Source organism: Micromonospora palomenae, from assembly GCF_007829925.1.
Taxonomy (GTDB): Bacteria; Actinomycetota; Actinomycetes; order Mycobacteriales; family Micromonosporaceae; genus Micromonospora; species Micromonospora purpureochromogenes.
The window spans coordinates 1777030-1789670 of sequence record NZ_VIXA01000002.1 but is presented as its reverse complement, the minus strand read 5'-3'; the positions used below and the strand labels follow the sequence as shown (position 1 = coordinate 1789670).

Here is a 12641-nt window from a genome sequence, read left to right as displayed (position 1 = left end):
TCACTTCTTGGAGATCAGGGCCCGGCCGAAGAACATCAGGTTCGCGGGGCGCTCGGCGAGCCGGCGCATCAGGTAGCCGTACCAGTCCTCGCCGTAGGGCAGGTAGGTCCGCACGGTGTAGCCCTCGCCGACCAGCCGGGCCTGCTCCTCCGGCCGGATGCCGTACAGCATCTGGAACTCGAAGCGGTCCGGGCCGCGGTCGAACCAGCGGGCCCGGTCCTCGCCGATGGCGATCAGGCGCGGGTCGTGGGTGGCCAGCATCGGGTAGCCGTCCCCGGACATGAGCACGTTCAGGCAGCGGACGTAGGACTTGTCCACCTCGCGGGCCGACTGGTACGCCACCGACTCCGGCTCCTTGTACGCGCCCTTGCAGAGCCGTACCCGGGACCCGGCGCCGGCCAGCTCGCGGCAGTCCGACTCGGTCCGCCGCAGGTACGCCTGGAGCACCGCACCGGTCGACGGGAAGTCCTTGCGCAGGTTGGCCAGCATGCTCAACGTCGAGTCGGTGGTGGTGTGGTCCTCCATGTCGAGGGTGACCGTGGTGCCCGCCTCGTCGGCCGCCAGGCAGATCGCCCGCGCGTTGTCGTACGCCAGCTGCTCGTCGAACTTCTGGCCGAGGGCGGAGAGCTTCACGCTGACCTCGGCGGGCGGGGTGAGCCCGGCGGCGGAGAGCAGCTTCAGCAGCCTGAGGTACTCGTCGCGGGTGGCGTTGGCCTGCTCGGGGGTGACGGTGTCCTCGCCGAGGTTGTCGATGGTGACCGCGAGGCCGTCGGCGACGAGTTCGCGGGTGGCGCGCAACGCGTCGTCGGTGCCGGCGCCGGCGACGAACCGGCGGACGACGTCCCGGGTGAACGGGGCCGTCGCGATGAGCCGCTCGACCTGGGTTGACCGGGAGGCGGCGAGGATGACGGAACGGAGCATGAGCCGAGCGTAACGCCCGTGCACCGCGCTCCGTCGGGGGGCGGCCGAGCCGCCGCGACGACTCGTGACAGGCGTCCCAATGGCATCACGAGCACCGCCCGGGGGGCGACGGAAGTGGCGTCGATCAGCTACAACGATGCCGTGGATGGACACCCCCGCCGCCGGCTCCGGTCGGCCTCCGTGCAGCTGGGCGCGCTCACCGCCCTGGCGCTCGCGCTCTCCGGCTGCAACATGACCTCCGACGACGACGATGATGACGACTGCGCCCTGGGTCCGGCCGGCGGCGGGGACACGGTCGCGCTGGCGATGCGGGTACCGGCGGTCACCACCGGCACCACCGGCGCCGAGCCCCGGCCGGTCGCCGCGGCCCTGCCCGAGCGGGGCGGCTTCGGCACCCACCTCGCCTCCTGCGGGGGCTGAGGTGCGGCGCGAGGCGGCCACCCCCCGCCCGGGCTGGGACGCCGCCATCCGCGAGCAGGGCCTGGTGTACGTCGACACCGAGCTGCCCGACGGCGGGACCATGTCGTACTGGGACGAGACGGCGGCGTACGCCTTCGACCTGGCCGAGGTGCTGCGGCTGGAGGAGGCCACCGAGGAGCTGCACCGGATGTCGGTGGCCGCGGCCGAGCACGTCGTCGCCCGCGGCCGGTACGCCGAGTTCGGCATCCCGGCCTGGGCCGCCGAGGCGGTGGCCCGGTCGCTGCGCGAGCGGCCGCCGACCCTCTACGGCCGCTTCGACCTCGCCTACGACGGCAGCTGGCCGCCGAAGCTGCTGGAGTACAACGCCGACACCCCGACCGCGCTGGTCGAGGCGAGCATCATCCAGTGGTACTGGCTGGAGCAGACCCACCCGGACGCCGACCAGTGGAACAGCCTGCACGAGCGACTGGTGGGCGCCTGGGCCAAGATCGGCGCCGACCTGCACGACCGGCGGGTGCACGTGACCTGGTCGAACGAGGAGGAGTCGGGCGAGGACCAGATCACCGCCGGGTACCTGGCCGAGACCGCCCGCCAGGCCGGGCTGGACGTCACGCTGCTGCCGATCCAGCACGTCGGCTGGGACGGCCGGCGCTTCGTCGACGCCGACGACCGACCGCTGACCACCTGCTTCAAGCTCTACCCCTGGGAGTGGATGCTGGCCGAGCCGTACGGGCCGGCGGCGCTGGAGCCGGGCACCCCGACCACCTGGATCGAGCCGGCCTGGAAGCTGTTGCTGTCCAACAAGGCGCTGCTCGCCGTGCTCTGGGAGCTGTACCCGGGGCACGAGTACCTGCTGCCGGCGTACCTGGACTCGCCGCGCGGGATGCCGGAGTACGTGGCGAAGCCGCTGCTCGGCCGGGAGGGCGCCGCGGTGCGGATCGTCACCGGCGACACCGAGATCACCAATCCGGGCGACTACGGCGCCGAGGGCTTCTGCTACCAGGAGTTCCGGGCGCTGCCGGACTTCGCCGGCAACCGTACGGTGCTGGGGAGCTGGATCGTCGACGGCGAGTCGGCCGGCGTCGGCCTGCGGGAGAGCGAGAGTCTCATCACTGACGGTTACGCGCGGTTCCTGCCGCACTACATCGACGCGCCGCGCGCCCCGTGAGTCGTCTACCGTTGGTGTCGTGAACTTCGACGCGTACGCCCGGACCGGCGTTGATCTCGTCAACGCCCGCCTGGACGACCTCGACGACCTGCGGGCCATCTTCCCGGACGACAACGCGTGGATGCGCGACGAGGTCGCCGAACGGGACCTGGTGATCTTCCGGCGGGCGCAGAAGCGCCTGCGCGACGTGTTCGAGTTCGGCACCTCCGGGCGGGACGTCCAGGCGGTGGCCGAGCTGAACGCCCTGCTGGAGGCATTCCCCGTGCAACCGCGGATCTCCGGCCACGACTCCAGCGACTGGCACATGCACGTGACCAGCCGGGGCGCGTCGGTCAGCGCGGAATACCTGGCCGGCGCGGTCTGGGGCCTGTCGGTCTGGCTCTGCGAGTACGGCAGCGCCCGGTTCGGGGTCTGCGCGGACGAGCGCTGCGGCAACGTCTACCTGGACACCTCGTCCAACTGCTGCCGCCGGTTCTGCTCGGAGCGCTGCGCCACCCGCTCCCACGTGGCCGCCCACCGCGCCCGCAAGCGCGCCGCGGTCGGCGAGCAGCAGCTCCCCGTCCCCGCCCAGGCCGACTCCCTCACCCCCGTCCCCTGACCCACCCGACCGCGCGGTCGCGGCGGGGGCCGGGAGCGGGTCAGGCGTCTACCGGGGAGGGGGCGGTGAGGTGGGCGCGGGCGAAGGCGAGGGCCTCGCGGAGGTCGGCCTCGCGGTCGGCGCGGCTCTTCGCGCCCCGGGTGGTGACCTCGACGGCCACCGAGCCGGTGAAGCCCCGGCCGGCCAGTGAGCGCAGCAGCTCCGCGCAGGGCTGGCTGCCGCGCCCGGGCACCAGGTGCTCGTCGCGCCCCTCGCCGGTGCCGTCGCCGAGGTGCACGTGCGCCAGCCGGTCGCCCATCCGGTCGGCCATCGCCAGCGAGTCGGTGTGCGAGGCGGCGCAGTGCGACAGGTCGAGGGTGTACGAGGCGTACCCAGCCTCGGTCGGGTCCCAGCCCGGCACGTACGGCACGAACTGCCGGCCGGCCATCCGCACCGGGTACATGTTCTCCACCGGGAAACGCAGGTCCGGGTACTCGCCGGCGATCGCGTCGAGCCCCTCGGCGAAGTTGCGGGCGTAGTCCCGCTGCCAGGTGAACGGCGGGTGCACCACCACGACCGGCGCGCCCAGGGTGGTGGCCAGCTCGGCCGAGCGGCGCAGCCGCTCCCAGGGGTCGGGGCTCCACACCCGCTGGGTCACCAGCAGGCACGGCGCGTGCACCGACAGGACCGGCACGCCGTAGTGCTCGGAGAGGCCGCGCAGCGCGCCGGCGTCCTGGCTCACGGCGTCGGTCCAGACCATCACCTCGACGCCGTCGTAGCCGAGCGCCGCGGCGAGCTGGAACGCCGCTGCGGTCCGCTCAGGGAAGACCGAGGAACTGGACAGGAGCACGGGGACGCGGGAAGTCACACCCCTCAGGGTAGCCCGACCGGTCGCCACGCTTCAGGACGAGCGGCCTCAAATGACGCAGAACGACCGACGCGGATCACATCGGCTCGAGCTGATCCAACCGACGGAGGATGACGCCCTCACGCAGCGCCCACGGGCAGATGTCCAGCGCCGGGACGTCCAGGCGACGCATCACCGCCTCGGCCACCACCGCCCCGCCGAGCAGCTGGTGCGCCCGACCCGTGCTGACCCCCTCCAGCTCGGCCAGCTGGGCCGGCGGGATGTGCCGGATGAAGCCGAGCACCTGCTGCAGCCCGGTGCGGGTGAGACTGCGCCGGGCCCAGAGCCCGGCCGCGGACGGCGCCGCGCCGGCCAGCCGGGCCAGCATCCGGAAGGTCTTGGAGGTGGCGACGGGGCGCTCCCAGCCCACCCCGGCGAGCTTCTCCACCACCGGGTCGAGCAGCCCGTCGACGTACTCCCGCAGCTCCTCCACGGCCTCGGCGGAGGGCGGCACCTGCCCGGCCGGGTCCACCCGCAGCCGCTCCCGGCTCAACCGCCCGGCCCCCAACGGCAGGGAGACCGCGACGTCCGGGTCCTCGTCGATGCCGGCCGCCAGCTCCAGCGAGCCGCCGCCGATGTCCATCACCAGCAGCCGCCCCGCGGACCAGCCGAACCACCGTCGCACCGCCAGGAAGGTCATCCGCGCCTCGTCGGCGCCGGAGAGCACCTCCAGCCGTACGCCGGTCTCGTCGCGGACCCGGGCCAGCACCTCGGCGGCGTTGGTGGCGTCGCGCACCGCGGAGGTGGCGAAGGCGAGCAGGTCGTCGGCGGCCAGCCCGGCGGCGGCGGTACGCGCCATGCCGACCGCCTTGACCAGCCCGTCGGCGCCCTCCTCGGTCAACGCCCCGTCCGGGCCGATCTGCTCGGCCAGCCGGAGCACCACCTTTTCCGAGTGCGCCGGCCAGGGGTGCGCCCCGTGGTGGGCGTCGACCACCAGCAGGTGCACCGTGTTGGAACCGACGTCGAGGACACCCAGTCGCATGCTGTCGACCCTAGGGCCAACACGTTTCCGCGGCTCGCCGGCCGGCCCCGGTCACCCCGCGTACGCTGGTCCGGGTGACGAGCCAGGTGGAACTGCACGTACTGGTGGACGACCCGGGCGACCCGCGCAGCCGTGAGGTGGAGCTGGACTTCCCCCGCGAGTGGATCGAGTTCGTCGACCCGGCCGACGAGCGACACCTCGTCCGCGCCGACCTGACCTGGCTGCTGTCCCGCTGGACCTGCATCTTCGGCAAGGGCTGCCACGGCATCATCGCCGGCCGGGCCAGCGACGGCTGCTGCTCGCACGGCGCGTTCTTCACCGACGGCGACGACGAGAAGCGGGTCCGGGCGGCGGTCAAGCGACTCACTCCGCAGACCTGGCAGCACTTCCGCCGGGGCGTCAAGAACTGGACCGCGGACGACACGATCGACGGCAAGAACCCGGCCCGGCGCACCGCCACCCGGGACGTGGACGCGCCGTGCGTGTTCCTCAACGACGCGGACTTCCCCGGCGGTGGCGGCTGCGCCCTGCACGGTCAGGCGCTGCGCGACGGGGTTCACCCGCTGGAATACAAGCCGGACGTCTGCTGGCAGCTGCCGATCCGCCGCGAGCAGGACTGGACCAAGCGACCCGACAACACCAAGGTGCTGGTCTCTACGCTGACCGAGTTCGACCGGCGGGGCTGGGGCGCGGGCGGGCACGACCTGGACTGGTGGTGCACCTCGTCCACCGACGCGCACGTCGGCACCGAGCCGATGTACGTCTCGTACGGCCCGGAGCTGACCGCGCTGATCGGCGCACCCGCGTACGCCAAGCTGGCGGAGCTGTGCGGGGCGCGGCTGCGCCAGGGCCAGGTCGCCCCGCACCCGGCCAGCGAGGGCTGACCGCGGCCGCTACTCCCGCGCGTCGGCCGGCAGGACGACCACCCCGTCGTCGTCGCTGTGCACCTCGGCTCCCGGCGTGAAGACGCAGTTGCCGAACGACACCGGCACGTCCCGCTCGCCGGCTCCCGCCTTCGCGCTCTTGCGCGGGTTGGCGCCGAGCGCCTTGATGCCGATCGGCAGGGCGGCCAGCGCGGTGACGTCCCGGACCGCGCCGTTGATCACCACCCCCGCCCAGCCGTTCGCCGCCGCGGTGCCGGCGATCAGGTCGCCCATCAGGGCGGTGTGCACCGACCCGCCACCGTCCACCACCAGCACCCGGCCCTCCCCAGGCTCGGCGACGATCGACTTGAGCAGGGCGTTGTCCTCGAAGCAGCGCACCGTCACGGCCGGCCCGGCGAAGGCGCGGGCGGCACCGAACTGGCGTAGCTGGGTGTCGCACGAGCCGAGCACGTCGCCGTACCGGTCGTAGAGGTCGGCGGTCGGAGTCAGCATGGTTCTTCCCTCTCTGGACGGGGTGTCGGATCGGGGGTGGACCCGGGTGCAGTCCGGTCGCGCGGCGAAAAGGTGGCCCGCCTGCACCACGACGGTGTGCGCGAGCAGCAGGCCCGTCTGGGTACGCACGGGGACCCCGGTCAGCCCGGGATCCCCGTGCGCGACGCGCGACATCCCACTCAGTCGGCCTTCACGGCGAGCACCGGGCAGGGCACCCGGAGCAGGATCTCCTGCGCGGTCGATCCCATGATCAGCTTGCCCACCGGGGTGCGGTGCCGGATGCCGATCACCACCAGCGAGATCTCCTCCGCCTCGGCGATCTCGGCGATCTCCTCGGCCGCGTCCCGGCCCCGCATGAGCTGCCGCACGGTGTGCGGCACCCCGTCGGCGGTCAGCTCGCGGACCACCCGGGCCAGGTCGCCCTCCTGGGCGAAGCGCGGGTCGACGTAGGCGTCGCCACGCGAGGTGTTCACCACGAGCACCGGCTCGTCGCGGAACCGGGCCTGCTCCACGGCGGCCCGCAGGGCCGCCTCACCCAGGGCCGAGGGGACGTACCCCACCAGCACGGTCATCGGGTCACCAGCCTTTCCCGAACTCCTCGGACGACGAAGCGGCCGAGCACCGGCCAGAGCAGCACCACCAGGACGACGGCGTAGATCGTCCAGGACACCCAGCCGCCGAGCAGGCCGTGCAGCTCGCCGCCGGAGAGCTGCAACGCCCGCCGGCCCTGGAGTTCGGCGCGCGGGCCGAGGATCACCCCGACGATCAGCGGCAGGATCGGCAGCCCGAACCGCCGCATGCCGAATCCGAGCAGGCCGAGGGTGAGCAGCAGGAACAGGTCGAACGGCTGGGCGTTGACCGCGTACGCGCCCATCGAGGCGAAGAAGAGGATCCCGGCGTAGAGGTACGGGCGGGGGATCCGCAGCAGCCGCGCCCAGGCGGGCGCGAGCGGCAGGTTCAGCACCAGCAGCAGCAGGTTGCCCACGAAGAGGCTGGCGATCAGCGTCCAGACCAGACCGGACTCCCGCTCGAAGAGCAGCGGGCCGGGCTGGATGCCGTACTGCTGGAAGGCGGCCAGCATCACCGCGGCGGTGGCGTTGGTGGGCAGGCCGATGGCCAGCATCGGCACCAGCGTGCCGGCGGCGGAGGCGTTGTTGGCCGCCTCCGGGCCGGCGACGCCCTCGATCGCGCCCCGGCCGAACTCCTCCGGGTGCTTCGTCAGCTTCTTCTCGGTGGCGTACGAGAGGAACGTCGGGATCTCCGCGCCGCCCGCCGGCAGCGCCCCGAACGGGAACCCGTACGCGGTGCCGCGCAGCCACGGCTTCCAGGACCGCTTCCAGTCCTGCCGCCCCATCCAGGGGCGGCCGACCGGGATCACCTCGGCGGCGCGGCGGCGCAGGTGCGCGGCGATCCAGAGCGCCTCGCCGACGGCGAAGATGCCGACCGCCACGACCACCACGTCGATGCCGTCGGCGAGTTGCGGGATGCCCAGGGTGAGCCGCTGCTGGCCGCTCACCGCGTCGATCCCGATGGTGCCGATGACCAGGCCGATCAGCAGCGAGGCGAAGCCGCGGACCCGGGACGCCCCGAGCACCGCGGTGACGGCCACGAACGACAGCAGCATCAGCGCGAAGTAGTCCGGCGCGCCGAGGCTGATCGCGAACTGCACCACCGGCGGGGTCACCACCACCAGCAGCAGGGTGGCGATGGTGCCGGCGACGAACGAGCCGATCGCGGCGGTGGCCAGCGCCTGCGCCGCGCGTCCCGCCTTCGCCATCTTGTTGCCCTCGATCGCAGTCACCACCGAGGACGACTCGCCGGGGGTGTTCAGCAGGATCGAGGTGGTCGAGCCGCCGTACATGCCGCCGTAGAAGATGCCGGCGAACATGATGAACGCCTGGGTGGGCTCCATCCCGTAGGTGACCGGCAGCAGCAGTGCCACCGTCATCGCCGGGCCGATGCCGGGCAGCACGCCCACGGCGGTGCCGATGGTGACCCCGAGCAGCGCGATCAGCAGGTTCATCGGGGTCACCACGTTGGCGAACCCGTCGAGCAGGTTTCCGAGGTTGTCCATCACAGGATCCCTTGCAGCACGCCCGCGGGCAGGTTCACGCCGAGCCCGATGGCGAACGTGTAGAAGGTGATCAACGACAGCGCGACGGCGATCAGCAGGTTGCGCACGTGGTGCCGGTTGCCCAGCGCGAAGGCCGAGCCCCAGAAGAGCAGCGTCCCGCTGATCACCCAGCCGAGCCGGTCGATGAGCACCGCGTTGACCAGGAACGCGCCGATCAGCAGCAGTACCGTCCGCCAGTCGATCGGGGTGGTCAGGTCGACGTCCTCGCCGGCCTCCGGCTCACCGCTGCCGCCGCGGGCCACGTCCACCGCGTAGATCGCGGCGACGATCAGCAGCAGCACACCGAGCAGGATCGGCACCGGCTTCGGGCCGATCGGGTCGGCGGTGCTGATCGCGTGCCCGGTGCGGGCCGCGTCGACGATGACCAGCCCGCCGACCAGCGCCAGGAACGCGCAGACGGCGTACTGCGCCCGGTCCGGCTGCCCGGTCCGGGCCGCACCGTCGGCCGGGTTCGCGGCCGCGGGCGCGTCGTCGGCCGCGGCGGGCCGCACCACGGCCGGCAGGTCCGGCGTACGCTCCGCGGCCGGCGGGACCGCCTCGGCCCCCGCCGCGGGGGTCGCCGGATCGGCGGCCCCCGCGGTCGGCTGCGCCGGGATCGGCGGTACGGCGGGGACGGTCTCCCCGCGCGCCGCCGGGCGGGGCGGCGGGTCGCCACCCCGGTCCGGTGTCGTCATGCCGCTCATGCCAACCCGAGCTGCTTGAGCAGGTCGGCCACGGACTTGTCCTGCTCGGTGAGGAAGGTGGCGAACTGGTCTCCGGTGACGAAGGCGTCGGTCCAGCCCCGCTTGGCCAGCTCGGCCTTCCACTCGTCGGACTCGTGCATCTTGGTCAGCGCGTCGATCCAGACCTTCTTGTCGGCGTCGCTGATGCCGGGCGGCGCGACGATGCCCCGCCAGTTGGTGAAGACCAGGTCGATGCCGGCGGACTTCAGCGTCGGCACGTCCTTGAGCGCGTCGATCGGCGCCTCGCTGGTCACCGCGAGGACCCGGATCTGGCCGGCCTCGACCTGGTCGAGGAACTCGCCGAAGCCGCTGGCGCCGAAGGCCACCTTGCCACCGAGCACCGCCGGCAGCAGTTCGCCGCCGCCGTCGTACGAGACGAAGTTGACCTGGCGCGGGTCGATCCCGACGGTCTTGGCGAGCTGCATCGGCAGCAGGTGGTCCGGGCCACCGGGGGACGAGCCGCCGCCGACCGCGATGCCCTTGGGGTTGGCCTTCCAGGCCGCGACGAGGTCGCCGATCGTCTTGTACGGCGAGTCCTTCGGCACCACGATGGCGCCGGCCTCCTCGATCAGCTTCGCCAGCGGGGTGGTCTGGGTGAGCGTCGCCGACGACTTCGAGGTGTACGAGGCACCGACCACGCCCAGCCCCATCTGCATGGCGAGCTTGCCGTTGCCCTTCTCGTTCACCGTGCGTTGCAGGCCGACGGTGCCGCCCGCGCCGGGCAGGTTGAAGACCTGCACGCCCGTGGCGATCTTGGCGTCCTCCATCACCTTGGCCGCAGTGCGGGCGGTGGTGTCGTACCCGCCGCCGGGGGTGTTCGGCACCATGATCCGAAGTCCGGTGGCCGGTTTGCCGTCGCCGCCGGACCCGCCCTCGTTCTTGTCCGCGGTGGCCCCGCAGGCGCCCAGCGCCAGCGCCGTGGCGGCGGCGACGCCCATGACCAGCAGGTTTCTCCGAGTTGCCATCTTGTTTCTCTTCCGTTTCGAAGGAGTCCGGCGGCAAGATGATGACCCCCGGGCAGATCCCGCGTCTGCCTTGTGTCACCAGCGGAAATTGAGGTCTTTGTGGTCGCGGTCACGCCCCGCCGTACCTTGGCCGGGCAGTTGCTCGTGCTCCAGCTCGCGATCATCGTCGTGGTGCTGGTGGCCGTCGCCGCCGTGTCGCTCGCCCAGTCAGCGGCCACCTTCAACCGGGTCGAGGGGCGCCGGGTCGCCGACCTCGGCGAGCAGCTCGCCGTCAACCCGCTGCTGCGCGACGGGCTCACCCAACCCGCGCCGGGGGAACTCGTCGCCCCGTTGGTGCAGAACACACCGACCCAGTTCGGGGTGACCTCGGTGACCGTGGCGGACGCCCGGGGCCGGGTGGTCAGCTCCACCGACCCGACGCTGGTGGGCAGCCCCCTGGTGCTCGGCGACCCCCGGGTGGCGCAGGGTCGCAGTTGGTCCGGCGAGCTGGAGATCGACGGGTCGCGCGAGCTGGTGGCCCAGGTTCCGGTGATCGGCAGCGACCCGAAGAAGAACCTGGGAAAGCACCTGGGCGTGGTGGTGGTCGGTGAGGCGTCGCCAACCTGGTCACAGCGGCTGGTCGGCGCCTCGTCGTACCTCTTCACCTATCTCGGCATCGCCAGCCTGCTCGGGGTGGCCGGGTCGTGGCTGCTGGCCCGGCGGATCAAGCGGCAGACCCTGGGCCTGGAGCCACGGGAGATCGCCGGCCTGGCCGAGCACCGGGAGGCGCTGCTGCACGGCATCGCCGAGGGGGTGATCGCGCTGGACCCGCAGCAGCGGGTCACCCTGGTCAACGCGGTCGGCCGCCGGCTGCTCGACCTGCCCGAGCACTGCCTCGGCCGCAGCCTCGCCGACCTGGGGATCTCCGGGCGGCTGCGGGACGTGCTGGCCGGCGCCGACGGCGGCCCGGAGGCCCGCGACGAGGTGGTGGTCCGGGGCGGCCGGGTGCTGGTGATGAACCGGATGACGGTCGCCAAGGACGGCCGCCGGCTCGGCTCGGTGACCACCCTGCGCGACCGCACCGAGCTGGCCCGGCTGGAGCAGGAGATCGGCTCGTTCCGCAGCACCACCGAGCTGCTCCGGGCGCAGACCCACGAGTTCGCCAACCAGTTGCACACCATCTCGGGGCTGATCCAGATCGGTGAGCACGACGAGGTGGTCCGGTACGTCGACGCGCTCAGCCGGCACCGGGCCTCGCTCGACCTCACCGTCACCAGCCGGATCCACGACACGGCGGTGGCGGCGCTGCTGATGGCGAAGTCGGCGCTGGCCGCGGAGCGCCGGGTGGAGCTGCGGATCTCCGAGCGGACCGGCCTGGACCGGCTGGAGCCGGAGGTCGCGGCGGACGTGGCGACGGTGCTGGGCAACCTGGTCGACAACGCGGTGGAGGCGGTCGCCGGCGGCCGGGACGCACCGCTCGGCGCGACTACCGGTGGTCGCGACGGCGCTGCGGCCGGCGAGCCTGACCCGGACCGGCCGGCCTGGGTGGAGGTCGAGCTGCGTCGGGACGCCTCCTCGGTGGAGATCGTGGTCCGCGACTCCGGCCCGGGGATCGCCCCGCAGCTGGCCCAGGAGGTCTTCACCCACGGCTTCACCACGAAGGCGGCCCGGGGCGGCGAGCGGGGCATCGGGTTGGCACTCACCCGGCTGGTCTGTCACCGTCGCGGCGGCGAGGTGGCGGTGGCGAACACCGAGGAGGGTGCGATGTTCACGGCCCGGATGTCGGTGACCGGCACTCTGGAGGGGGTCCGGTGATCGACGTACTGGTGGTCGACGACGACTTCATGGTGGCCCGGATCCACCGGGGCTTCGTCGAGCGGATCGACGGCTTCCGGGTGGTGGGCACGGCCAGCACCGGCGAACAGGCGATCGCCGCCGTCGACGAGCTCCGCCCCGACCTGGTGCTGCTCGACCTCTACCTGCCGGACATGTTCGGCCTGGACGTGGTGACCCGGCTGCGGGCCGCTCGGCACGACTGCGACGTGCTGGTGATCAGCGCGGCCCGGGAGGCCGAGGCGGTCCGTCGGGCGGTCCGCTACGGCGCGGTCAACTACCTGCTCAAGCCGTTCGGCTTCGACGAGCTGCGGACCCGGCTGGAGCAGTACGCCGCCCGGCGCAACGCGCTGCGCGCCACGGTGGTGAGCGACCAGGCCGACGTCGACCGGGTGCTGTCCCGCAGCGGCGCGCACATCGCCACCTCGAAGCTGCCCCGGGGCCTCAGCGCGGAGACCGCCGAGCTGGTCGAACGTACCCTGCGGGGACACTCGGGGACGTTCTCCGCCGCCGAGTGCGCCAACGCGGTGGGCATCTCCCGGGTCAGCGCCCGGCGTTACCTGGAGCACTTCGCCGACACCGGGCGGGCCGAGGTCAACCTCCGGTACGGCTCCGCCGGCCGTCCGGAGCGTCGCTACGGCTGGGTCTCCTGACGGC

General features: G+C 72.9%; 14 protein-coding genes. 6 read left to right on the top strand and 8 right to left on the bottom strand.

The window, feature by feature from the left end; all coding sequences use genetic code 11:
* On the bottom strand, positions 1-921 hold the full coding sequence (locus FHX75_RS19475; protein WP_154941690.1) for a proline dehydrogenase family protein: 921 nt from the start codon (positions 919-921) through the stop codon (positions 1-3).
* Positions 922-1062: 141 nt separating this feature from the next.
* Between FHX75_RS19475 and FHX75_RS19470 the strand changes: the two genes are divergently transcribed.
* The 3 genes from FHX75_RS19470 to FHX75_RS19460 are packed head-to-tail and all read left to right on the top strand — an operon-like array spanning position 1063 to position 3107.
* Positions 1063-1341 carry a hypothetical protein gene (locus FHX75_RS19470; protein WP_246158216.1) on the top strand — a complete coding sequence of 93 codons (279 nt, stop codon included), beginning with the start codon at positions 1063-1065 and terminating at the stop codon, positions 1339-1341.
* 1 nt (position 1342) lies between these two features.
* A complete protein-coding gene (locus FHX75_RS19465) occupies positions 1343-2509 on the top strand; it encodes a glutathionylspermidine synthase family protein (protein WP_154941688.1) in 1167 nt (388 codons plus the stop codon).
* A gap of 19 nt (positions 2510-2528) precedes the next feature.
* On the top strand, positions 2529-3107 hold the full coding sequence (locus FHX75_RS19460; RefSeq protein WP_154941686.1) for a CGNR zinc finger domain-containing protein: 579 nt from the start codon (positions 2529-2531) through the stop codon (positions 3105-3107).
* Between the two features lie 40 nt (positions 3108-3147).
* Here the strand turns inward: FHX75_RS19460 and FHX75_RS19455 are convergent, their stop codons facing one another.
* Complete coding sequence (locus tag FHX75_RS19455) at positions 3148-3954, bottom strand: sugar phosphate isomerase/epimerase family protein (RefSeq protein WP_211364500.1); 807 nt, start codon at positions 3952-3954, stop codon at positions 3148-3150.
* Between the two features lie 76 nt (positions 3955-4030).
* Positions 4031-4975, bottom strand: a complete 945-nt coding sequence (locus FHX75_RS19450; protein WP_154941684.1) for a Ppx/GppA phosphatase family protein — start codon at positions 4973-4975, stop codon at positions 4031-4033.
* Positions 4976-5049: 74 nt separating this feature from the next.
* Here FHX75_RS19450 and FHX75_RS19445 point away from each other — a divergent pair, with 74 nt between their 5' ends.
* Positions 5050-5859 carry a DUF3109 family protein gene (locus FHX75_RS19445; RefSeq protein WP_154941682.1) on the top strand — a complete coding sequence of 270 codons (810 nt, stop codon included), beginning with the start codon at positions 5050-5052 and terminating at the stop codon, positions 5857-5859.
* A gap of 9 nt (positions 5860-5868) precedes the next feature.
* Here FHX75_RS19445 and rraA read toward each other — a convergent pair whose 3' ends face one another.
* From rraA to FHX75_RS19420, 5 genes are all read right to left on the bottom strand, one after another.
* The gene (gene rraA, locus FHX75_RS19440) at positions 5869-6351 is read right to left on the bottom strand and encodes a ribonuclease E activity regulator RraA (RefSeq protein ID WP_154941680.1); all 483 of its coding nucleotides are present in this window, start codon (positions 6349-6351) and stop codon (positions 5869-5871) included.
* A 179-nt stretch (positions 6352-6530) separates the two neighbouring features.
* Positions 6531-6923 (bottom strand): universal stress protein, encoded by a 393-nt coding sequence (locus FHX75_RS19435; protein ID WP_154941678.1) that lies wholly within the window; start codon positions 6921-6923, stop codon positions 6531-6533.
* Complete coding sequence (locus FHX75_RS19430) at positions 6920-8425, bottom strand: tripartite tricarboxylate transporter permease (RefSeq protein WP_154941676.1); 1506 nt, start codon at positions 8423-8425, stop codon at positions 6920-6922. The genes FHX75_RS19435 and FHX75_RS19430 overlap by 4 nt, the downstream gene beginning before the upstream one ends.
* The gene (locus tag FHX75_RS31715) at positions 8425-9159 is read right to left on the bottom strand and encodes a tripartite tricarboxylate transporter TctB family protein (protein WP_246158211.1); all 735 of its coding nucleotides are present in this window, start codon (positions 9157-9159) and stop codon (positions 8425-8427) included. Before FHX75_RS31715 ends, FHX75_RS19430 begins: the two co-directional genes overlap by 1 nt.
* 5 nt (positions 9160-9164) lie before the next feature.
* Positions 9165-10172, bottom strand: coding sequence for a Bug family tripartite tricarboxylate transporter substrate binding protein (locus FHX75_RS19420; RefSeq protein WP_154941675.1), 1008 nt, complete (start codon positions 10170-10172; stop codon positions 9165-9167).
* Between the two features lie 144 nt (positions 10173-10316).
* On the opposite strand from FHX75_RS19420, the gene FHX75_RS19415 reads away from it, so the two are divergent.
* Positions 10317-11966, top strand: a complete 1650-nt coding sequence (locus tag FHX75_RS19415; RefSeq protein WP_246158210.1) for a sensor histidine kinase — start codon at positions 10317-10319, stop codon at positions 11964-11966.
* Entirely contained in the window at positions 11963-12637 is a 675-nt protein-coding gene (locus tag FHX75_RS19410) for a response regulator (RefSeq protein ID WP_170285406.1), read from the top strand. Before FHX75_RS19415 ends, FHX75_RS19410 begins: the two co-directional genes overlap by 4 nt.
* Positions 12638-12641 lie beyond the last annotated feature (4 nt).